The sequence below is a fragment of the Kribbella sp. CA-247076 genome, from assembly GCF_050942445.1.
Classification (GTDB): Bacteria; Actinomycetota; Actinomycetes; order Propionibacteriales; family Kribbellaceae; genus Kribbella.
The window spans coordinates 4132405-4153189 of the sequence record NZ_CP192051.1 but is presented as its reverse complement, the minus strand read 5'-3'; the positions used below and the strand labels follow the sequence as shown (position 1 = coordinate 4153189).

Below are 20785 nucleotides of genomic sequence, written 5' to 3'. Positions count from 1 at the left end.
CATGACGATTTTGGTGCTAGGGGCAACAGGTAAGACCGGCCGCCGGGTGGTGGCCCGGCTGCGGGACCGCGGTGTGAACGTCCGGGCGGCGTCCCGGTCGAGCGAGACCCGGTTCGACTGGGCGGACCGGAGCACGTGGGCGGACGCCGTACGCGGAATCGAGGTGGTCTATCTGATCGCGCCCGAGGATCCCGCGCCGATCGAGCCGTTCGTCACGCAGGCCGTGGAAGCCGGGGTACGGCGCTTCGTCGCGCTGTCGGGCCGGGGAATGGACCAGGCCGTCGGGCGGTTCGGGGCGGGGATGGCCGAGGCCGAGCGGGCGGTCCGGGTGTCCGGGGTGGGGTCGACGATCCTGGGGTCGAACAACTTTGCGCAGAACTTCGACGAGGACCTCTGGTACGAGCCGCTGCTCGCGGGCAGGCTCGCGCTACCCGCCGGCGACCTGCGGGAGCCGTTCGTGGACGTCGAGGACGTGGCCGACGTCGCCGCGACGGTGCTGATGTCGACGGGTCACGACGGCCGGGCGTACGAACTGTCCGGACCCGAGGCCATCACGTTCGCCGAAGCCGTCGACACCATCGCGAAGGTCTCGGGACGGCCGATGACGTACGTCTCCCTGACCCCGGAGGAGTACCGCGACGAGCTGCTCGCCGCCGGGTTGCCGGACGAGGTCGCGACCGAGCTGAACGGCCTGTTCGAGATCATGCGCGAAGGCCACCTGGCCACGCCGACCGACGACATCGCCCGCCTCCTCGGCCGGCCGGCGACCAGCTTCACGTCGTACGCCGAACGGGTCTGGGCGCCCGGAGAGTGAACCGTGTCGCCCCGGGGAAATCCGGGCTGACATAAGCTCCACATCATGCAGGCGTGGACGAAACCAGACATCCCGGCCGTGCCGGGGCCGGCCCGGCGACTGCGCCTCTACGACACCGCGTCGGGCGGTCAGGTCGAGGTGCCGCCGGCCGACGGCGGGACCGCGCGGATGTACGTGTGCGGCATCACGCCGTACGACGCCACGCACATGGGCCACGCGGCGACGTACGTGACGTTCGACCTGGTCAACCGGCTCTGGCGTGATGCCGGGTACGAGGTGAAGTACACGCAGAACATCACCGACATCGACGACCCGCTGCTCGAGCGGGCCGCCGAGACCGGGGTGGCGTGGACCGATCTGGCCCATCAGGAGATCCAGCTGTTCCGCGACGACATGAGCGCGCTGCGGGTGATCCCACCGGAGCACTACGTCGGCGTGGTCGAGTCGATCGACCTGGTCTCCGACGCGGTCGAGGACCTGCAGCGGGCCGGTGCGGTCTACTCGGTGGACGGCGACCTGTACTTCGCGGTCAAGGCGGACCCGGCGTTCGGCAGCGTGTCCGGCTACGACCGGGAGACCATGCACGAGCTGTTCGCCGAGCGCGGCGGCGACCCGGACCGCGAGGGCAAGCGGGACCCGTTGGACAGCCTGCTGTGGCGGCACGAGCGTCCGGGGGAGCCGGCTTGGGACTCGGCGCTCGGTCGCGGCCGGCCGGGCTGGCACGTCGAGTGCTCGGCGATCGCGCTGAAGTACCTCGGGATGACGTTCGACGTCCAGGGCGGCGGGTCGGACCTGATCTTCCCGCACCACGAGATGTCGGCGAGCGGCGCGCAGGTGGCGACGGGGGAGCACCCGTTCGCCCGCGCGTACGTCCACCAGGGGATGGTCGGGCTGGACGGCGAGAAGATGTCCAAGTCCAAGGGCAACCTGGTGCTGGTGTCGAAGGAGCGCCTCGCCGGTGCCGACCCGATGGCGATCCGGCTGGCGCTCCTCGCGCACCACTACCGTACGGACTGGTTCTGGACGTCGTCGGAGCTGCTGGACGCCCAGGAGCGACTGGACGTCTGGCGTGGCGCGGTGACCCGCGGTTCGGGTCCCGACGGTGCCGCCGCGGTGGACGCCGTACGCGCTGCGCTCACCAACGACCTGGACACCGTCGCGGCGTTGTCCGCGATCGACACCTGGGCGGAGACGAACGGCGACGACACCGGGGCGCCGGCGTTGGTGGCTCAGGCCGTCGACGCGTTGCTGGGGGTCAAGCTGGCGGTGTAGTGGGCGGCGATCTCGTCGCTCGTGGTCAACCACACGTCCGGCTGTGAGGCCAGGAACTTCAGCGCCTCGTCCAGGTACTTCGCGCGGAACGCCTGTCCGATCACGAACGGGTGCAGCGCCAACGGCAGCACCCGTCCGCCGTGCTCCGACTCGGCACTGAGTACGGCGTACTGGTCCTTGACCATCTGGACGAACTCCGGGCCGGTGATGCCGCGCGGGAAGATCAGCAGGTCGTTCAGCTCGACCGTGTACGGGACGCTGAGCATGCCGGGCACGTTGAGCCGGTAGGGCTGGTCGTCGTTGGTCCAGTCCAGCACGTAGCTCAGTCCGAGCTCGGCCAGGAGTTCCGGGGTGTTGTGCGTCTCGGTCAGCCCCGGGCCCATCCAGCCCTTCGGCCGGCTGCCGGTGGCGGCCTCGATCGTGTCGACGATCTCGGTGAGGACCTTGCGTTCCTCGTCCGGCTCGAGCCCGGTGTGCAGGGTCGAGTTCGTCGTGCCGTGGGCGAGCCAGGCCCAGTCGCGGTCGACGCCGGCCTGGACGATCTGCGGGTTGTGCTCGGCAACCATCGAGTTCAGCAGCACGCTCGCGCGGACGCCGTACCGGTCGAGGACGTCCATGGTCCGCCAGACGCCAACCCGGGCGCCGTAGTCACGCCAGCCGTGGTTGAGCGGGTCGGGCTTCAGCTCGAGCGGCCAGATGCTGGTGGACGGCAGGTCGGGCAGGAAGTGCTCGATGTTGAGGCCGACGTAGAAGGCGACCCGCTTGCCGTCGGGCCAGGCCAGCGGCGGGCGTTCGGTGATCGGGCTGTAGTCGAAGAGCGTCATACCGGCACCGTAGAATCTGACATCAGTGTCAGGTTCAAGTCCCGGTGGAGGATCGATGCGGATCGGCGAGCTGGCCCGGCGGACCGGGGTGAGCGAACGATCGCTGCGGTACTACGAGCAGCACGGCCTGCTGGTGTCGGAGCGGACCCCGGGCGGTCAGCGGGAGTACGCCGAGCGCGCCGTCGACCGGGTGATCCTGATCCAGGAGCTGTACGCCGCCGGCCTGCACAGCAAGAAGATCGCCCAACTGCTCCCGTGCATGCGCGACCCCGACGGCAGCCCGAACGAACGGGCCACACCTGAGCTCGTCACCGAGCTGACCGCCGAGCGCGACCGGATCGACCGGATGATCGCCGACCTGACCACCTCCCGCGCGGTCCTGGACGACGTCATCTCGACCGCGGCCCGGGAGTTCTAGCCAGTCACCGGGTGGTGGGTCTTGACGGGGGTGGGGATCGGGGCGATCGGCGGCTGGTCCAGGGGCGGGACCGGCAGCGTGGGCTCGGGTGTCGGGGTCGGCTGGGGCTTGTCGGCCGGCTTTGCGCAGGTTGCCGAGGCCAGCCGGATCACCTGGGCGCCGTCGCCCAGGTTGATGGTCAGTCCGGTGATCGTGAACGACCCGTCCGACCGCTGCGTGCGCTCGTTGACGGTGATCGTGGCCAACGGCGCCGCCGGGATCGTCACCGCCTCCTTCGTGGTCGGTACGGCGACCTTCTGACCCAGCACCGTGAGCGAGCCGATGTCGACGCCGCCGTCATCACCGGAGCACCAGACGTTGACGGCATCGATCCCGAGCAACGAGCTCGGCGGCGTGAGCAGCAGCTCGCACAGCTCCGGCAGGTTCTTGGCCGGCAGGTCGGCCGTGCTCGGCGCCGGCAGCGGCAGGCCGAGGTCGGGAAGCGGGAGGTCCGGGATCGGCAGGTCGTCCGCACCGGTGGCCGGGAGCGTGGCGCACGTCTGCTTCAGCTCCGGCGGGACCTTCACCTGGCTGAGGACGTCCGGGCCGACGATCACGTCGAAGAGCTCGACCGAGGCCGCGTCGTTCCCGGCCGTCACGGTCCCGGCCCGGACCGACAGCAACGGGTTCTCCGGCAGGTCGAGCGCCGACGAGCTGCGCCGCTTGCCGTCGAGGGATTCGGCGTACGGCGTCCTCGCGATCGGGACCTGCCCGTCCGCGCTCACGGCGTACGCCGACGACGGCCGGGCGGCCGCGTTGCCGACCGGTGAACTGGCGACCAGGCTGAACGTCACCACACCGGTCACCGCGGTGACGGTCAGTACGGTCGGCACGAGGGGTCGTCGCATCTGTGTTCCCGTCTACTTGCTGTCGATCAGGACGAGCGTCCCGAGCGGGACCTTCTGGAGTTCGGTGAGGGCCTTCTTCGGCACCCGGACGCAGCCGGCGCTGATGGCCGCACCGAACACGTCGGGGTCCGGCCAGCCGTGGATCGCGACCGTGCCGGGCCCACCGCCGAAGGTGTCGAGGGTCGGGCTGTGCGCGCCGAGCGGCAGGACCACCGGCGAGGCCGAGCGCTTCTGGTCGATGATCGAGCCGAGGAGGAAGGTCCGGCCGGGAGGTGTCGGCGTCTTGCGCGCACCCACGCCCGCCTTCCACACGCCTACCGGGCGACCCTGCCGGAACAGCTCGATCGTGCGCGAGCCCGTGTGCACGCGGATCAGGTACGGCGAGGTGGCGCGATCGAGATCCTCTTCCGGCAACCACCCGGTCGACCGGTTCGGCTTGGACGGCAGCAGGACGCGGACCCAGCCGTCGGCCTGCTGGACCACGGGCAACCACGTCGGTCCGAACTGCGTCGGCGCGATCTTCGCGAACGCGTCCCCGTCCGGCGCGGTGTGGACGGCGGTCTCGGTGCGCGGGTGGACGACCACCCCGCCGGTGCCGGCGAACGGCTGCGGGTCGAGCGGCGCGTCCGGGATGGTCGCGTGCGTCGACGAGGTCACCAGCGTGGTCAGGTCGACCTCGGGCTCGCGGTTGCCGAGCACACCGACCACCGCGACGGCGCCGAGCACGACCAGGACGGCGAGTGCGCCGACGGATCCGCCGCCTCGCTCGTCCACCCGCATCCCGCGCATCGCGCTCCCCGTGCCCTCACCACAGCCTCACCGGCGGCCGCCGTACCCACGCAGCCGTCGTCGTCCGCACGAGAATAGGACGATCAGTGAAGTTACACCACAGTAGAGTGACGAACCGTCAGTCCGGGTGGTTCTTGTTCCGGCGCTTCAGGTAGCGCTCGAACTCCGCGGCGATCGCGTCGCCGGAGGCCTCCGGCAGGTCGGCGGTGTCGCGCTGCTCCTCCAGGGAGTGCACGTACTCCGCGACCTCCGGGTCCTCCTCGCTGAGCTCGTCGGCACCGCGCTGCCAGGCCCGGGCGAGCTCGGGCAGCTCACCTTCCGGGATCTGCAGGTCGAGCAGGGCCTCGACCTTGCTCAGCAGCGCGAGGGACGCCTTCGGGCACGGGCTGCCGGCGATGTAGTGCGGGATCGCCGACCAGATCGACACCGCCGGCACGCCGAGCGTGCCGCACAGGTCCGCGAACACGCCGGTGATGCCGGTCGGTCCCTCGTACGTCGACGGCTCCAGGCTCCAGGACGCGGACAGCTCCGGGTCGGCCGAGGTGGCCGAGACCGGGATCGGCCGGGTGTGCGGCGAGTCGGCCAGCAGCGCGCCGAGCACGACCACCAGCTGCGCGTTCGACTCGTCCACCACCTCGAGCAGCTCCTGGCAGAACCCGCGCCAGCGCATGTTCGGCTCGACACCGCGGATCAGCAGCACGTCCCGGTCGGTGTCCTCCGGCCGGGCCACGAAGATCCGGGTGGTCGGCCAGGTGAGCCGGCGGTCGCCGTCCTCGTCGAAACCGACCTCCGGGCGGTTCACCTGGAAGTCGTAGTAGTCCTCGGGGTCGATCGCGGTGACGAGCTCGGCGTTCCACTCGTCGATCAGGTGGTCGACCGCTCCGGTGGCCGCCTCCGCCGCGTCGTTCCAGCCTGCGAACGCGGCGATCACGACCGGGTCCCTCAGGTTCGCGAGGTCAACCACTCGCAGGCCCCCTGTCGTCTCTGTGCCATCCGGCGCGGTCGCCGGAAACCGGACTGCCAGCCTACGGCCTCGGGCGGCTCGGTGTGGCCGGTTTCACGGTCGGCGGAACGTGTCGGCCGCCCGACTAGGATGTCCTGGTCCACCGATCCGAGGAGCCGCAGTTGCACCGCCAAGCGAAGTACGCCGTCGCGTCATGACCCTTCAAGCAGTGTTGTGGGACATGGACGGGACATTGGTCGACTCCGAGAAGGTGTGGGCGGAGGTGCAGATCGAGCTGCTCGGCTCGCTCGGCGTGATCTGGACCGTCGAGGACTGCATGCAGCTGGTCGGCAGCGACCTGCGGGACGCCGTCCGGGTGTGGATGGCGCGGATCCCGGACGGGAGGATCACCGCCGAGGAGCTGGCCGAGCGGATGTTCCGGTCCGTCGTCGAGGCGCTGCACCGCGAGGTCGAGTTCCGGCCGGGTGCCGTCGAGCTGCTGCAGGCGCTGCGCAAGGCCGACGTACCGTGCGCGCTGGTGTCGGCGTCGTACCGGGTGATGATCGACGCGGTGCTCACGCACCTGCCGGCGGACCCGTTCGACGTGATCGTCGCCGGTGACGAGGTGGTCAACGGCAAGCCGCACCCCGAGCCGTACCTGAAGGCGGCCGCGGCGCTCGGTGTCGACCCGGCCCGGTGCGTGGTGATCGAGGACTCGAACACCGGCACCGAGGCGGGCACGGCGGCCGGCGCCTACGTGGTCGCCGTACCGCAGTGGGTGACGATCCCGGAGGCGCCGCGGCGGCTCGTGGTCGACTCGCTCGAGCCGCTGAGCCCGGAGTCACTGCGCGCTCTGCTCCGCTGACGCGTTACCGTCACTTGGTGCCCTCGGGGGCGTTGTTCGGGGTAGTGAGTGGGCTGGGGAAGGGTGAGATGGTGTTCGGGTCGTGGTGCCGGGTCGCGGTGACGGCCGCGCTCGTGGTGGCGCTGGCCGGGTGTGGTGATCCGGACGACAAGGCGCCGCACCAGGGCAGCGAGACCCCGAAGGCGATGACCGTGCGGGTCGCGACCACCGACGCGATCGCCTCGCTCGACCCCGCCGGGCCGTACGACGTCGGCTCGCGGACGGTCCAGGCGAACCTGTACCAGACCCTGCTGACGATCCTGCCCGGCAAGCCCACACCGGTCCCGGACGCGGCCGACTGCCAGTTCGACTCGCCGACGACGTACACGTGCAGCCTGAAGGAAGACCTCAGTTTCCCGAACGGGCACGAGCTCACGTCCGCGGACGTGAAGTACAGCTTCGAGCGGATGCTGCGCCTGAAGACCCCCGGCGGACCGGCCGCGTGGTTCTCCTCGCTGACCTCGGTGAGTACGCCGGACGAGCTGACCGCCGTGTTCAACCTGAAGCGCCCCGACGCCCGGCTGCCGTACCTCCTGACCACGACTGCCGGCTCGATCGTGGACCAGGAGTTCTACCCGCCGAACAAGCTCCTCGACACCAAGGCGATGGGCAGCGGCCCGTATCAGCTGGCAGGCTACCGGCCCGGGCAGTCGGTCACGCTGACGCAATTCGACAAGTACAAAGGCCCGCGGGGCGCGCAGAACGACGGTGCCGAGATCACCCTGCTCAAGGACTCGACCGCGCTCTACCAGGCGATCACCACCGGGAAGGCCGACCTCGCCTTCCACGGCTTCGGCCCGAGCATGCTGGACAAGCTCCGCAAGAACGACCAGCTCCAGGTGGTCGCCTCCGACTACGCGGCCGTCCGGTTCTTCCAGTTCCAGCTGAAATCGCCGACGGCGCGCAAACCCGCCGTACGCCGAGCCGTCGCGCAACTGATCGACCGTCCGGCGATCGCGAAGAAGGCGTACGCCGACCAGGTGACGCCGCTGTACTCGCTCGTCCCACCCGGTTTCGGCGGACAGGTGGACGCGTTCAAGTCGGAGTACAAGGAGCCGAACAAGACCGCGGCCGCGACGATCCTCCGGCAGGCGGGCGTCGCCGTACCCGTGCCGCTGACGGTCGGGTGGACGCCGCTGCAGTACGGCGCCGGCGCGAGGCACGAAGTACTGGAGTTGAAGCGGCAACTGGAGGCCTCGGGGTTGTTCAAGGTGACCCTGCGGAGCGCCGAGTGGCCGCAGTACCAGCAACTGACGCGGGCCGGGGCGTACGACCTCTACCAAGACGGCCGGCTGCCGGAGTACCCGGACGCCGACGACTACCTCGCGCCGTTCGTGCGGCCCGGCGCGGTGCTGAACAACGGCTATCGGTCGGCGGCGGCCGCCGCGCTGCTCGAGCAGGAGACGACCGAGCAGAACGGGATCGAGCGCGAGAAGCTGCTGGGTCAGCTGCAAGGTGTGCTGGCCAAGGAGGTGCCGGTGATCCCGACCTGGCAGGGACGACTCACGGTAGTCGCCGGGAAGGATCTGGAGAACGTCGCGCCGGCGGTCAATCCGTTGTCGTTCCTGTACCTGTCCGGCCTCCGGCTGTAATCGCCGGCTGACACAAATATGCCATGGCAGTAACGGTTCGCAGGGCCCCGGCGACCGTGGGTACGAGGCCGTGGTTTACTGCCGAATGTCCACGATACGGGACGATTTCCTGACGATCACGATCGGGCAACGCAGCACTTTCCGCGTTTGACTCCGGCGTGTAATGGCGGCAGGTTAAGGCGGCAGCCACTACCGGTTGCCGCCGGTCGAATCGAAGGAAACAGGGGAACTCATCGCGTGAGCACGCCACTCGAGGTCGAGCCGGGATCGTCGGCAGCCGAGCCGGAGGCCGTACTCGAGGGTGTCCGCAAGATCGAGGGCCGCTCGCTGTGGCAGATCTCCTGGATGCGGCTGAAGCGTGACAAGGTCGCGATCACCGGTGGCTTCATCGTGCTGTTCCTGATCCTGGTCGCGATCTTCGCGCCGCTGATCTGCAAGCTGGTCGGGGTCACGCCGAACGACTTCCACCAGGACCTGGTCGACCCGTCGCTGCAGACCTCGATCGGGAAGTGGAACGGGATCAGCTGGGACCACCCGTTCGGGATCGAGCCGGTCAACGGCCGCGACATCTTCGCCCGGATCGTGTACGGCGCCCGGATCTCGCTGCTGATCGCGTTCCTGGCCACCCTGCTGTCGGTCGTCATCGGCACCGTGATGGGCATCATCGCCGGCTACTTCGGCGGCTGGGTGGACACGCTGATCAGCCGCTTGATGGACATCTTCCTGGCGTTCCCGCTGGTGCTGTTCGCGCTGGCGCTGGTCGGCGCCATCCCGGACAGCCTGCTCGGGCTGAGCGGTGACGCGCTGCGGGTGGCGCTGATCGTGTTCATCATCGGCTTCTTCAGCTGGCCGTACATCGGCCGGATCATCCGCGGCCAGACGCTGTCGCTGCGGGAACGCGAGTTCGTCGACGCGGCCCGCAGTCTCGGCGCGCGCCGGCCGTACATCCTGTTCACCGAGCTGCTGCCGAACCTGATCGCCCCGATCCTGGTGTACGCGACCCTGCTGATCCCGACGAACGTGCTCTTCGAGGCGGCGCTGTCGTACCTCGGCGTCGGCGTCCGGCCGCCGACCGCGAGCTGGGGCGACATGCTGTCCACCGCCGCGAACTGGTACCAGGTGGAGCCGCTCTTCCTGGTTCCGCCCGGGCTGGCGATCTTCGTCACGGTGCTGGCGTTCAACCTGTTCGGCGACGGGCTGCGGGACGCCCTCGACCCCCGCTCGCGATAAGGACTTCTCTCCAACCAGGGAGCCTGGCTCTCACGAAAAAAGGGGTGCAACAAGAGATGAGATGGAATCGCATCACGACGGCAACAGCCGTCAGTGCGGCCGTCGCCTTGAGCCTGGTGGCTTGCGGGGGCAGCGACAGCGGAGGCTCCGGCGGATCCGGCGGCTCCGGTAGCGGGAGCTCGGGTCAGGCCGAGTTCGACGCGGCCGTCAAGGGGATCTACAGCCCCAGCGACAAAAAGGGCGGCACGCTCCGGATGGCCATCACCGAGAAGTGGGACTCCACGGACCCTGGTGACACCTACTACGGTCTGTCCTGGAACCTGGTGCGCAACTACGTCCGGCCGCTGATGGTCTTCAAGTCGGCCCCGGGCAAGGAAGGCGCGGAGGTCGTTCCGGACCTCGCCGAGGCCGCCGGTGTGCCGAGCAACGACGCCAAGACCTGGACCTACAAGATCCGCAAGGGCGTCAAGTTCGAGGACGGCACCGAGGTCAAGGCCAAGGACGTCAAGTACGCAGTCGCGCGGTCGCTGGACAAGGCGACGCTGCCGAGCGGCCCGACGTACTTCAACGACTTCCTGCTGGACATCCCCAAGGGCTACAGCGTCTACAAGGACCCGACGCTGGCCGGGGTCGCGAAGGCGATCCAGACGCCGGACGACTACACCATCGTCTTCAACCTGAACAAGTCGTTCTCCGGCTTCGACTACTTCGCCCAGCTGCCGGCCACCGCGCCGGTCCCGCAGGCGAAGGACACCGGTGCGAAGTACCAGCTGCACCCGATCGCGACCGGCCCGTACAAGTTCGAGAGCCACGACCCGAACAAGGGTCTGTCGCTGATCCGCAACGACCAGTACGACCCGGCGAGCGACCCGAACTCGGGCCGCAAGGCGCTGCCGGACAAGATCACCGTCGCCTACAACGTGAACGGCCCCGACATCGACAACCGGCTGCAGGCCGGTGACCTCGACGTCGACATCGCCGGCACCGGTGTGCTCGCGGAGACCCAGGCCAAGATCCTGGCGAACCCGCAGCTCAAGGCGAAGGCCGACAACGTGCCGGCGCCGCGGCTGAACTTCACGGTGTTCAACAGCGAGGTCAAGCCGCTGGACAACATCGACTGCCGCAAGGCGATCCTGCACGCCGCCGACCACGAGGGCTACCAGCGCGCGTACGGCGGCCCGATCGGTGGCGACATCGCGACGAACCTGATGCCGCCGCTGGTCACCGGCGCGGAGAAGTTCGACACCTACGGCTTCGAGGCGAACAAGAACGGCAACGTCGAGGAGGCGAAGAAGTCGCTGGCCGCCTGTGGCATGCCGCAGGGCTTCAGCACCAACATCGCCTACCGGGCGGACCGGCCGAAGGAGAAGGCGGTCGCGGAGTCGCTGCAGCAGTCGCTGAAGCGGGTCGGCATCAACCTGACCCCGAAGGGCTTCCCGACCGGTGACTACACCAAGCTGTACGCCGGCAAGCCGGACTACGCGAAGGCCAACAACCTCGGCCTGATCGTCTACAGCTGGGGTGCTGACTGGCCGGACGGCTTCGGCTTCCTGAGCCAGATCGTCGACAGCCGGGTCATCCGCGCCACCGGTGGTAACACCAACCTGGGTGTCCGGATCCCCGAGGTCGACCAGCTGATCGACCAGGCGCTGAAGGAGACCGACAAGGCCAAGCGCGAGAAGATCTGGGTCGACGTCGACAAGAAGGTCATGGAGCAGGCGGCCGTCCTGCCGGGCATCTGGGCCAAGGGCCTGCTGTACCGCCCGGACACCCTGGCCAACGTGTACGTCAGCGACAGCCAGAACATGTACGACTACGCGGGGATCGGCCTGAAGTAGTCGCACGTCGGTTGCCCTGACCAACAAATCGCCAGCAGAGGTAGGTGAAGGCTGACGGTGGCCGGTGATCCGTGGTGATCACCGGCCACCACGCCGAGCACGGTGTTCGCATACTTGGTCCGCCGGGTGATCGGAGCAGTGATCCTGCTCTTCATCGTCACGGCCGTCACGTTCTCGATCTTCTTCCTGGTCCCCAAGCTCGGCGGCGCGTCCGCCGACGACCTGGCCTCGCGCTACGTCGGCAAGAGCGCGGGTCAGGAGCAGATCCACGAGACCGCGGTCAAGCTCGGTTTCACCGACCCTCTCTGGGTGCAGTACGGCCGCTTCGTCAAGGGCCTGTTCGCCGGTCAGGAGTACAACTACGGCCCGGCGACCGAGCACTGCCCGGCGCCGTGCTTCGGGTACTCGTTCCTGACCCAGCAACCGGTCTGGCCCGATCTCGTCGACCGACTACCGGTGACCGCGTCGCTGGCGGCCGGCGCGGCGTTCATCTGGCTGGTCACCGGCGTCGGCACCGGCATCGTCTCCGCGCTCAGACGCGGGTCGGTGCTGGACCGCTCACTGATGTCGGTGGCGCTCGCGGGTGTCTCGCTGCCGATCTTCTTCACCGGCCTGCTCTCGCTGTCGATCTTCAGCTACGGCCTCGGCTGGACCGCCCAGGGCGGCACCAACCCAATGGACGCGTCCAACCCGGCGTGGTGGGCCTACGACCTGATCCTGCCCTGGGTCACGCTCGCGTTCCTGTACGCCGCGGCGTACGCCCGGCTGACCCGCGCCGGCATGCTCGAGACGATGAACGAGGACTTCGTCCGTACCGCTCGGGCCAAGGGCCTGACCGAGCGGACCGTGGTGATGAAACACGGCCTGCGGTCCGCCCTGACGCCGATCCTGACCATCTTCGGTCTCGACCTCGGCCTGCTGCTGGGCGGCGCCATCCTGACCGAGACGACGTTCTCCCTGCCCGGCCTCGGCCAGTACGCCGTCATCGCGCTCCGGGCGAACGACCTGCCCAAGGTGCTCGGCGTGACCCTGATCGCCGCCTTCTTCATCGTGCTGGCGAACCTGATCGTCGACCTCCTGTACGCCATCGTCGACCCGAGAGTGCGGATCTCGTGACCGAACCCCAAGTCTCAGCTCAGGACGCTCCGGAGACTGTCCAGCGGATCGATCGCGGTGAGGCGTTCCTCGACGTCCGCGACCTCAAGGTGCACTTCCCGACCGACGACGGCGTGGTGAAGTCCGTCGACGGCATCTCGTTCAAGCTCGAGCGCGGCAAGACCCTCGGCATCGTGGGCGAGTCCGGCTCCGGCAAGAGCGTGACCAGCCTGTCGATCATGGGCCTGCACAAGCCCGGCGTGGCCCGGATCTCCGGGCAGATCTTCCTCGACGGGCAGGACCTGATCTCGTCCAGCCGCGAGGAGGTGCGGCGGCTGCGCGGCAAGCGGATGGCGATGATCTTCCAGGACCCGCTGTCGGCGATGCACCCCTTCTACACGGTCGGTCACCAGATCGTCGAGGCGTACCGGGTGCACAACCAGGTGAGCAAGCAGGTCGCCCGCAAGCACGCGGTCGAGATGCTCGACCGGGTCGGCATCCCGCAGCCGGACAAGCGCGTGGACGCCTACCCGCACCAGTTCTCCGGCGGGATGCGGCAGCGCGCGATGATCGCGATGGCGCTGTCCTGCGACCCCGACCTGCTGATCGCGGACGAGCCGACCACCGCGCTCGACGTGACCGTGCAGGCCCAGATCCTGGACCTGATCCGGGACCTGCAGCGCGAGTTCAACTCCGCGGTCATCATCATCACCCACGACCTTGGCGTGGTCGCCGAGCTGGCCGACGAGATCCAGGTGATGTACGCCGGCCGGGCGATCGAGTACAGCAGCGCGGAGGACATCTTCGACCGCCCGCAGCACCCCTACACCTGGGGGTTGCTCGGCTCGATGCCGCGGATCGACCGCGAGCGCAGCGAACGGCTGATCCCGATCAAGGGCACGCCGCCGAGCCTGATCAACGTGCCGCAGGGCTGCGCGTTCAACCCGCGCTGCAACTACGCGCACCTGAACGGCGGTGCCAGCGAGACCGAGCGGCCCGAGCTGCTCGACATCGGCGGCGGCCACCTGGTCGCGTGCCACCTCTCCCCGGAGGAGCGCCGGAAAGCCTGGGAGACCGACATCAAGCCGAAGCTGTGACGGGACGACGACTGTGACGACTGCCAACACCGAATCCACCGGCGTCCCCGGCGTGATCGAGCCCAAGATCGGCGAGGAGCTGCTCTCCGTCGAGGGCCTGGTGAAGCACTTCCCGATCCGCAAGGGACTGCTGCAGCGCCAGACCGGCGCCGTGCAGGCCGTGGACGGACTGACCTTCAACGTCACGCGCGGCGAGACCCTGTCGCTGGTGGGGGAGTCCGGCTGCGGCAAGACCACCACGGGCCGCCTGTTGACCCGGCTGCTGGAGCCGACGTCGGGCCGGATCGTGTTCGAGGGCAAGGACATCACCCACCTCGGCGAGGGCCGGATGCGCCCGCTGCGGCGGGACGTCCAGATGATCTTCCAGGACCCGTACGGCTCGCTGAACCCGCGGCACACGGTCGGCAAGATCGTCGGCGCGCCGTTCAAGCTGCAGAACGTGAAGACCGAGCAGGGCACGAAGAAGGCCGTGCAGGAGCTGCTCGAGCTGGTCGGCCTGAGCCCGGAGCACTACAACCGCTACCCGCACGAGTTCTCCGGCGGCCAGCGGCAACGCATCGGCATCGCCCGGACGCTCGCGCTACGTCCGAAGCTGATCGTGGCCGACGAGCCGGTGTCCGCGCTGGACGTGTCGATCCAGGCGCAGGTCGTCAACCTGCTCGAGGACCTGCAGAGCGAGTTCGACCTGACGTACGTGATGATCGCGCACGACCTGTCCGTCGTCCGGCACGTGTCGGACCGGGTCGCGGTGATGTACCTGGGCAAGATCGTCGAGCTCGCCGACCGGGTGTCGCTCTACGAGAAGCCGATGCACCCGTACACCGTGGCGCTGCTGTCGGCCGTCCCGATCCCGGACACCAAGCGCAAGGCCAAGCAGGAGCGCATCCGCCTGCAGGGTGACGTTCCCAGCCCGATCAACCCGCCGCCCGCCTGCCGCTTCCACACCCGCTGCTGGAAGGCGCAGGAGATCTGCCGGGTGGTCGAGCCGCCGCTGGTCGAGCTGGCGCCCGGGCACCGCAGCGCCTGCCACTTCCCGGAGAACGCTTCTGCGGAGCAGGAGGCGACCGCCCAGGCCGCGGCCAAGGAGGACCCGAAGGCCTGAGGTCAGTACAGGTCGCGCACCGGACTGCCGGTCGGGAGTGCGAACGGCGTGATGCGCGGCGGGGTCTGACTGAAGGTGAACGTCGAGAAGCCGTGCGCCACGACCTCGCAGGCGCCCGTGCGCACGGAGCATTTCAGGAGATCGGCCGGTCCGGACGGCTCCGCTCGGCGCTCACCGGCCGCCGTGAAGGTCTCCTCGTCGAGCCACTGCCCGAAGACCAGGGTCTGGTAGGCCTCCGGCGTACGGACGTTGCGGCCGGCGACGTCGAAGATCTGCAGGTCGGCCCAGCTCGGCTGGATTCCGAGACGTACGTCGTCCGGCGCGGTCACGACGTACTTCGCCGCGGGGGAGAGGAACGCCTGGTGTCCGCTGAACCGCACGGGCCGGGCTTCGGTCGGTGTCGTGCCGATCGTCAGGCTGGCGCTCCTCGGCGGCCCGTCCGGCACCTGGTAGACCATCTGGCCGGCGGTCACGGTCCGCACCGCGTCCGGCGCGACGTCGGCGATCAGCTCGCCCTTGTCCGCCGCGACGTTCCAGCGGTACAGCCCGTCCAGCGTGCCGAAGTACGCGTAGTCGCCGTCGATCGCGACGATCCGGGGGCCGACCGCCAGCGAGCCGGGGCCGTACTCGTTGCCGATCGCCGTCCGGACCACCTCGCGCCCGGCGGCGACGTCGTACACGACCGACTCGCCGTGGTTGTCGAAGCCTTCGACCCAGCCGACCAGGGTGCCCCGGTCATCGGCGGTGAGGCTCCAGGTGTTCTTGCCGAGTGACCGTACGCCGGTTCCGTCGGCGACCCGGATGTTGTTCTCGCGGTCCAGGAAGACGAAGCCGGCGTCGGTCTGGACGAACGCGGTCACCTGGTGTGGGGCGACCGAGACGACCTCCTGTCCGTAGTGGATCTCGCTGCCGACGGCGTACGTCGGCCGGCGTTCGGTGAAGGGGGTGGGAACCGGACGGCGGTCGATCGAACGGCCGACCGAGACGCCCCCGGCGATCGCGGCGGCGCCGAGGACGCCACCGCCGAGCACGGCGGTGAACCGGCGGCGGCTGATCCGGCGGTCACCGGCCGCGACGATGCCGTCCAGGTCGAGCGCGGGCGGCTCGGCGGACTGCGCCTGCTCGGTGAGGGTGCGCTTGAGGAGGTCGGTCATGGCGTGGTTCCTGCCTTGTCCGGGAGGGGGATGTCGTCGCCGAGGCGGGTGCGGAGCTTCTTCAGGGCGGCCGAGACCTGGCTCTTGACGGTGCCGACGGAGCAGTTGAGGATCTCCGCGGTCTGGGGTTCGGTGAGGTCCTCGTAGTACCGGAGGACCACCGCCGCACGTTGCTTCGGCGGCAGTTGCTGGAGCTCGTGCCACAGCCACAGCCGGGACGTGCTGTCGTCGGACGGCGCCGGCCGCTCCGGCAGGTCGTCGTTCGGCCGCTCGGCGTGCCAGGCCTTCCGCCGCCACCACGTGATCGCGGTGGTCGTGATCACGCGCCGAGCGTAGGCCTCGGCGGCTCCGGGATCGCGGAGCCGCCGCCAGGCGACGTACGTCTTGACCAGGCCCTCCTGCACGAGGTCCTCGGCCAGGCCGCGGTCGCCGGCGAGCAGGTAGGCGTAGCGGTAGAGCGCACCGTGCCGCCCGCGGGCGAACTCGGCGAAACCCGTCACTGGACCCCCCTCGGCGTAGGTACCGTCTACCTGCCTGGACGCGATGACAGGGCTCAACCGTTGGCTGCCGTCCGGGCCGTTCGACAATGTCGAACGCCTTCCGTTGTCTCGCCCCGGAATCGCTCCTACATTCCAGCCAGCCGTGGTCGTCACGGTGTGGAAGGGAGGCTAAGGCATGGCTACGACCGAAGCGGTCAAAGCGAAGACCCTTCTGGGGGAGTGTTCCGCCGAGTTCGCGGGCACGTTCATCCTGATCCTGTTCGGCTGCGGTGTGGTGGCGCAGGTGGTGGCCGGCGGGGAGGGACTCGGGGACCACGATTCCATCGCGTGGGCGTGGGGAATCGGCGTCACGATGGGGATCTACACGGCGGGCCGGATGACCGGTGCGCACCTGAATCCGGCGGTGACGATCGCGCTGGCGGCGTTCCGCGGGTTCAGCTGGAAGAAGGTGCTGCCGTACTCGGTGGCCCAGTTCCTCGGCGCGTTCGCGGCGGCTCTGGTGGTCCGCTGGAACTACACCGAGGCGCTGAACAAGTTCGATCCCGGCCTCACGATCAAGAGCCAGGGCGTGTTCTCGACCCTGCCGGGCAACGGCAGCATGGATCTCGGCGTCGACATGTGGGGCGGCTTCCGGGACCAGATCATCGGTACGGCGATCCTGATGTTCCTGATCCTGGCGATCGTCGACCTGCGCAACACGTCCCCGGCCGCGAACCTGGCGCCGTTCATCGTCGGCCTCGTGGTCGTCGGCATCGGCATGGCGTGGGGCACCAACGCGGGCTACGCGATCAACCCGGCCCGTGACTTCGGGCCCCGGCTGGCCTCCTTCTTCACCGGGTACGGAGGGGCCTTCAGGGATCAGTTCGGGGATCTGTATTTCTGGGTGCCGATCGTGGCACCGATCCTCGGCGCCCTGGTCGGCGCGCTGCTGTACGAGCTGCTCGTCGGCCGCAACCTGCCGATCGCGGACGAGGAGGAGGAGCCCGGCCGGATCCCCGAGGAGACCGCGACATGAGCACGACTTCCTGTGAGGAGAGGACCTTCCATGGCTGACTTCGTCGGTGCCGTCGACCAGGGCACCACGAGCACCCGCTTCATGATCTTCGACCACTCCGGCAACGAGGTGGGCATCCACCAGCTGGAGCACGAGCAGATCCTGCCCCAGGCCGGCTGGGTGGAGCACAACCCGGTGGAGATCTGGGAGCGGACCAGCTCGGTCATCCGGACCGCGATGAACGCGAAGGGGTTGCAGGCCAGCGACCTGGCCGCGCTCGGGATCACCAACCAGCGGGAGACCGCGGTGGTCTGGAACCGCAAGACCGGGCGGCCGTACTACAACGCGATCGTCTGGCAGGACACCCGGACCGACCGGATCGCGTCCGCCCTCGAACGCGAGGGCAAGGGCGACGTGATCCGGCAGAAGGCCGGCCTGCCGCCGGCGACGTACTTCTCGGCCGGGAAGGTGCAGTGGATCCTGGAGAACGTCGACGGGGTCCGGGAGGCCGCCGAGGCCGGTGACGCCGTGTTCGGCAACACCGACACCTGGCTGCTCTGGAACCTCACCGGCGGGACCGACGGCGGGGTGCACATCACCGACGTGACGAACGCCAGCCGGACCATGCTGATGAACCTGGAGACGCTCGACTGGGACGACGAGCTGATCTCGTTCTTCAACATCCCGCGGTCGATGCTGCCGGAGATCCGGCCGTCGTCGGACCCGAACAAGTACGGCGAGACGCTGGCGAACGGACCGGTGGGCGGTGTGGTTCCGCTGACCGGCGACCTGGGCGACCAGCAGGCGGCCACCGTGGGCCAGGTCTGCTTCAACCCGGGCGAGGCCAAGAACACCTACGGCACCGGTAACTTCATGCTGCTGAACACCGGCACCGAGCTGGTCCGGTCGAAGGCCGGCCTGCTCAGCACGATGTGCTACAAGTTCGGCGACGAGGCGCCGGTGTACGCGCTCGAGGGCTCGATCGCGGTCACCGGGTCGGCGGTCCAGTGGCTGCGGGACCAGCTCGGCATCATCTCCGGTGCGAGCGAGACCGAGACGCTGGCCCGGCAGGTCCAGGACAACGGCGGGGTGTACTTCGTCCCGGCGTTCTCCGGCCTGTTCGCGCCGTACTGGCGCTCGGACGCCCGCGGCGCGATCGTCGGGCTGTCCCGGTACAACACCAACGCTCACCTGGCGCGAGCAACACTGGAAGCGATCTGCTACCAGAGCAAGGACGTCGCGGACGCGATGGAGAAGGACTCCGGGGTCACGCTGGACGTGCTGAAGGTGGACGGCGGCGTCACCGCGAACGAGCTGTGCATGCAGATGCAGGCGGACATCCTCGGGGTACCGGTGAGCAAGCCGGTCGTCGCGGAGACCACCGCGCTCGGGGCGGCGTACGCGGCCGGCCTGGCCGTCGGCTTCTGGAAGACCAAGGACGAACTGGTGCAGAACTGGAACGAGGACAAGCGGTGGGAGCCGCAGTGGGACGACGACGCCCGGGCCAAGGGGTACGCCGGCTGGCAGAAGGCCGTCCAGCGGACGCTCGACTGGGTCGACGTCGACTGAGCAGTCAGCAGTAAGAGCAAGCGGAACAAACCGGAAGGAACAGCACAGTGGGCGCAGTGGCTCTGTCACCGCAAGCGAGGACCGAGGCCATCGACGCGATGGCCGACGGCCGGGAACTGGACGTCCTGGTGATCGGTGGCGGGGTGGTCGGCACCGGCTCGGCCCTCGACGCCGCGACCCGGGGCCTGACCACCGGACTGCTGGAGGCGCGCGACTTCGCGAGCGGCACCTCCAGCCGGTCCAGCAAGTTGGTCCACGGCGGACTGCGCTACCTGGAGATGCTGGACTTCCGGCTGGTGCACGAGGCGTTGCAGGAGCGCGGGTTGCTCCTGCAACGCCTGGCACCGCACCTGGTGAAGCCGGTGCCGTTCCTCTACCCGCTCCAGCACCGCTGGTGGGAGCGGTTCTACGCCGGCGCCGGCGTCGCCATGTACGACGGCATGGCGGTCAGCTCGGGCCACGGCGCCGGGCTCCCGATCCACCGCCACCTGACCCGGCGCGGCGCGATGCGGCTGGTGCCGAGCCTGAAGAAGTCGGCCCTGGTCGGCGCGATCCAGTACTACGACGCCCAGGTCGACGACGCCCGGCACACGATGGAGCTGGCCCGGACGGCGGCGTCGTACGGCGCGTTGGTGGCGAACCGGGTCAAGGTCACCGGCTTCCTGCGGCAGGGCGAGCGGGTGACCGGGGTGCAGGCCAAGGACCTGGAGAGCGGGCGCGAGTTCGAGGTCCGGGCCAAGCAGGTGGTGAACGCGACCGGCGTCTGGACCGATGACACCCAGGCGATGGTCGGCGAGCGCGGTCAGTACCACGTCCGCGCCTCGAAGGGGATCCACCTGGTCGTCCCGAAGGACCGGATCCAGTCCAGCACCGGGATGATCCTGCGGACCGAGAAGTCCGTGCTGTTCGTCATCCCGTGGGGCCGGCACTGGCTGATCGGCACCACGGACACCGACTGGGACCTCGACAAGGCGCACCCGGCCGCGACCAGCAAGGACATCGAGTACCTGCTCGACCACGTGAACGCCGTCCTGAACACGCCGCTCACCCGCGAGGACGTCGAGGGCGTGTACGCCGGCCTCCGCCCGCTGCTCGCCGGTGAGTCGGAGAGTACGTCGAAGCTGTCCCGCGAGCACGTGGTCGCACACGCCGCGCCCGGTCTCGTGGTGGTTGCCGGCGGCAAGTACACGACGTACCGGGTGATGGCCAAGGACGCCATCGACGCGGTCGCCAACGCCCTCGACGGGCGGGTGCCGAAGTGCACCACCAAGAACATCCCGCTGGTCGGTGCCGACGGCTACCACGCGCTGTGGAACCAGCGGCACCTGATCGCCCAGCGCTCCGGGCTGCACGTCGCGCGGATCGAGCACCTGCTCAACCGGTACGGCGCCCTGATCGACGAGGTCCTCGACCTGGTCGCCAAGGACCCGTCGCTCGGCGAGCAGCTGCCCGGCACGCAGGACTACCTGAAGGCCGAGATCGTGTACGCCGCCTCGGCCGAGGGCGCCCGGCACCTCGACGACATCCTGGCCCGGCGGACCCGGATCTCCATCGAGGCCTGGGACCGCGGCGCCGGCGCGGCCGAGGCGGCGGCCCGGCTGGTGGCCCCGATCCTCGGCTGGGACGAGGCGACGATCGAGCGCGAGGTGTCGTTCTACCTCCGCCGGGTCCAGTCCGAACGCGACTCCCAGGACCAGCCCGACGACGAGTCCGCCGACAAGGTCCGCCTCGAAGCCCCCGACATCGTCTCCCCGGCCTAGGGC

The 20785-nt window shown here is 69.2% G+C and carries 19 protein-coding genes; 13 read left to right on the top strand and 6 right to left on the bottom strand.

Features of this window, described 5'->3' with window-relative positions:
• Position 1 precedes the first annotated feature (1 nt).
• Positions 2–814 carry an NAD(P)H-binding protein gene (locus tag ACQPYZ_RS19660; RefSeq protein ID WP_433157820.1) on the top strand — a complete coding sequence of 271 codons (813 nt, stop codon included), beginning with the start codon at positions 2–4 and terminating at the stop codon, positions 812–814.
• A gap of 45 nt (positions 815–859) precedes the next feature.
• Positions 860–2086 (top strand): cysteine--1-D-myo-inosityl 2-amino-2-deoxy-alpha-D-glucopyranoside ligase, encoded by a 1227-nt coding sequence (gene mshC, locus ACQPYZ_RS19655; protein ID WP_433157817.1) that lies wholly within the window; start codon positions 860–862, stop codon positions 2084–2086.
• Here mshC and ACQPYZ_RS19650 read toward each other — a convergent pair.
• Positions 2044–2910 carry a polysaccharide deacetylase family protein gene (locus ACQPYZ_RS19650; RefSeq protein WP_433157815.1) on the bottom strand — a complete coding sequence of 289 codons (867 nt, stop codon included), beginning with the start codon at positions 2908–2910 and terminating at the stop codon, positions 2044–2046. The genes mshC and ACQPYZ_RS19650 overlap by 43 nt on opposite strands.
• Before the next feature lie 55 nt (positions 2911–2965).
• Here ACQPYZ_RS19650 and ACQPYZ_RS19645 point away from each other — a divergent pair, with 55 nt between their 5' ends.
• Positions 2966–3328, top strand: a complete 363-nt coding sequence (locus ACQPYZ_RS19645) for a MerR family transcriptional regulator (protein WP_433157813.1) — start codon at positions 2966–2968, stop codon at positions 3326–3328.
• Here the strand turns inward: ACQPYZ_RS19645 and ACQPYZ_RS19640 are convergent.
• From ACQPYZ_RS19640 to ACQPYZ_RS19630, 3 genes are all read right to left on the bottom strand, one after another.
• On the bottom strand, positions 3325–4215 hold the full coding sequence (locus ACQPYZ_RS19640; protein WP_433157810.1) for a hypothetical protein: 891 nt from the start codon (positions 4213–4215) through the stop codon (positions 3325–3327). The two genes, ACQPYZ_RS19645 and ACQPYZ_RS19640, sit on opposite strands and share 4 nt — an antisense overlap.
• A gap of 12 nt (positions 4216–4227) precedes the next feature.
• On the bottom strand, positions 4228–5004 hold the full coding sequence (locus ACQPYZ_RS19635) for a L,D-transpeptidase (RefSeq protein WP_433157807.1): 777 nt from the start codon (positions 5002–5004) through the stop codon (positions 4228–4230).
• Between the two features lie 118 nt (positions 5005–5122).
• Entirely contained in the window at positions 5123–5968 is an 846-nt protein-coding gene (locus tag ACQPYZ_RS19630) for a PAC2 family protein (RefSeq protein WP_433157805.1), read from the bottom strand.
• Between the two features lie 220 nt (positions 5969–6188).
• On the opposite strand from ACQPYZ_RS19630, the gene ACQPYZ_RS19625 reads away from it, so the two are divergent.
• The 7 genes from ACQPYZ_RS19625 (at position 6189) to ACQPYZ_RS19595 (ending at position 14805) form a co-directional block, all read left to right on the top strand.
• Positions 6189–6812, top strand: a complete 624-nt coding sequence (locus tag ACQPYZ_RS19625) for an HAD family hydrolase (protein ID WP_433157802.1) — start codon at positions 6189–6191, stop codon at positions 6810–6812.
• A 68-nt stretch (positions 6813–6880) separates the two neighbouring features.
• A complete protein-coding gene (locus ACQPYZ_RS19620) occupies positions 6881–8443 on the top strand; it encodes an ABC transporter substrate-binding protein (RefSeq protein WP_433157800.1) in 1563 nt (520 codons plus the stop codon).
• Between the two features lie 237 nt (positions 8444–8680).
• Positions 8681–9673, top strand: a complete 993-nt coding sequence (locus tag ACQPYZ_RS19615) for an ABC transporter permease (protein ID WP_433157797.1) — start codon at positions 8681–8683, stop codon at positions 9671–9673.
• A 56-nt stretch (positions 9674–9729) separates the two neighbouring features.
• The gene (locus ACQPYZ_RS19610; RefSeq protein ID WP_433157794.1) at positions 9730–11511 is read left to right on the top strand and encodes an ABC transporter substrate-binding protein; all 1782 of its coding nucleotides are present in this window, start codon (positions 9730–9732) and stop codon (positions 11509–11511) included.
• A gap of 126 nt (positions 11512–11637) precedes the next feature.
• Positions 11638–12627: an ABC transporter permease gene (locus tag ACQPYZ_RS19605; protein WP_433157791.1), complete on the top strand. Its 990-nt coding sequence runs from the start codon at positions 11638–11640 to the stop codon at positions 12625–12627.
• Positions 12628–12674: 47 nt separating this feature from the next.
• A complete protein-coding gene (locus tag ACQPYZ_RS19600; RefSeq protein WP_433169723.1) occupies positions 12675–13703 on the top strand; it encodes an ABC transporter ATP-binding protein in 1029 nt (342 codons plus the stop codon).
• A 13-nt stretch (positions 13704–13716) separates the two neighbouring features.
• Entirely contained in the window at positions 13717–14805 is a 1089-nt protein-coding gene (locus ACQPYZ_RS19595) for an ABC transporter ATP-binding protein (RefSeq protein WP_433157788.1), read from the top strand.
• Positions 14806–14807: 2 nt separating this feature from the next.
• On the opposite strand, the gene ACQPYZ_RS19590 is transcribed toward ACQPYZ_RS19595, so the two are convergent.
• Both ACQPYZ_RS19590 and ACQPYZ_RS19585 read right to left on the bottom strand, forming a co-directional pair.
• Positions 14808–15959 carry a hypothetical protein gene (locus ACQPYZ_RS19590; protein ID WP_433157786.1) on the bottom strand — a complete coding sequence of 384 codons (1152 nt, stop codon included), beginning with the start codon at positions 15957–15959 and terminating at the stop codon, positions 14808–14810.
• Complete coding sequence (locus tag ACQPYZ_RS19585) at positions 15956–16459, bottom strand: SigE family RNA polymerase sigma factor (RefSeq protein WP_433157784.1); 504 nt, start codon at positions 16457–16459, stop codon at positions 15956–15958. The genes ACQPYZ_RS19590 and ACQPYZ_RS19585 overlap by 4 nt, the downstream gene beginning before the upstream one ends.
• Before the next feature lie 175 nt (positions 16460–16634).
• Here ACQPYZ_RS19585 and ACQPYZ_RS19580 point away from each other — a divergent pair, with 175 nt between their 5' ends.
• From ACQPYZ_RS19580 to ACQPYZ_RS19570, 3 genes are read left to right on the top strand one after another with little or no spacing between them, the layout of a single operon-like run.
• Complete coding sequence (locus ACQPYZ_RS19580) at positions 16635–17474, top strand: MIP/aquaporin family protein (protein ID WP_433157781.1); 840 nt, start codon at positions 16635–16637, stop codon at positions 17472–17474.
• Between the two features lie 30 nt (positions 17475–17504).
• Entirely contained in the window at positions 17505–19022 is a 1518-nt protein-coding gene (gene glpK, locus ACQPYZ_RS19575; RefSeq protein ID WP_433157778.1) for a glycerol kinase GlpK, read from the top strand.
• 47 nt (positions 19023–19069) lie between these two features.
• Positions 19070–20782, top strand: coding sequence for a glycerol-3-phosphate dehydrogenase/oxidase (locus tag ACQPYZ_RS19570; protein WP_433157775.1), 1713 nt, complete (start codon positions 19070–19072; stop codon positions 20780–20782).
• Positions 20783–20785: the final 3 nt, after the last annotated feature.

What these genes read in the sequence shown, in the direction of transcription:
- ACQPYZ_RS19660 (WP_433157820.1), top strand. Translation starts at nt 2, where the DNA reads ATGACGATTTTGGTGCTAGGGGCAACAGGTAAGACCGGCCGCCGGGTG.
- mshC (WP_433157817.1), top strand. Translation starts at nt 860, where the DNA reads ATGCAGGCGTGGACGAAACCAGACATCCCGGCCGTGCCGGGGCCGGCC.
- ACQPYZ_RS19650 (WP_433157815.1), bottom strand. Translation starts at nt 2,910, where the DNA reads ATGACGCTCTTCGACTACAGCCCGATCACCGAACGCCCGCCGCTGGCC.
- ACQPYZ_RS19645 (WP_433157813.1), top strand. Translation starts at nt 2,966, where the DNA reads ATGCGGATCGGCGAGCTGGCCCGGCGGACCGGGGTGAGCGAACGATCG.
- ACQPYZ_RS19640 (WP_433157810.1), bottom strand. Translation starts at nt 4,215, where the DNA reads ATGCGACGACCCCTCGTGCCGACCGTACTGACCGTCACCGCGGTGACC.
- ACQPYZ_RS19635 (WP_433157807.1), bottom strand. Translation starts at nt 5,004, where the DNA reads ATGCGCGGGATGCGGGTGGACGAGCGAGGCGGCGGATCCGTCGGCGCA.
- ACQPYZ_RS19625 (WP_433157802.1), top strand. Translation starts at nt 6,189, where the DNA reads ATGGACGGGACATTGGTCGACTCCGAGAAGGTGTGGGCGGAGGTGCAG.
- ACQPYZ_RS19620 (WP_433157800.1), top strand. Translation starts at nt 6,881, where the DNA reads ATGGTGTTCGGGTCGTGGTGCCGGGTCGCGGTGACGGCCGCGCTCGTG.
- ACQPYZ_RS19610 (WP_433157794.1), top strand. Translation starts at nt 9,730, where the DNA reads ATGAGATGGAATCGCATCACGACGGCAACAGCCGTCAGTGCGGCCGTC.
- ACQPYZ_RS19590 (WP_433157786.1), bottom strand. Translation starts at nt 15,959, where the DNA reads ATGACCGACCTCCTCAAGCGCACCCTCACCGAGCAGGCGCAGTCCGCC.
- ACQPYZ_RS19580 (WP_433157781.1), top strand. Translation starts at nt 16,635, where the DNA reads ATGGCTACGACCGAAGCGGTCAAAGCGAAGACCCTTCTGGGGGAGTGT.
- glpK (WP_433157778.1), top strand. Translation starts at nt 17,505, where the DNA reads ATGGCTGACTTCGTCGGTGCCGTCGACCAGGGCACCACGAGCACCCGC.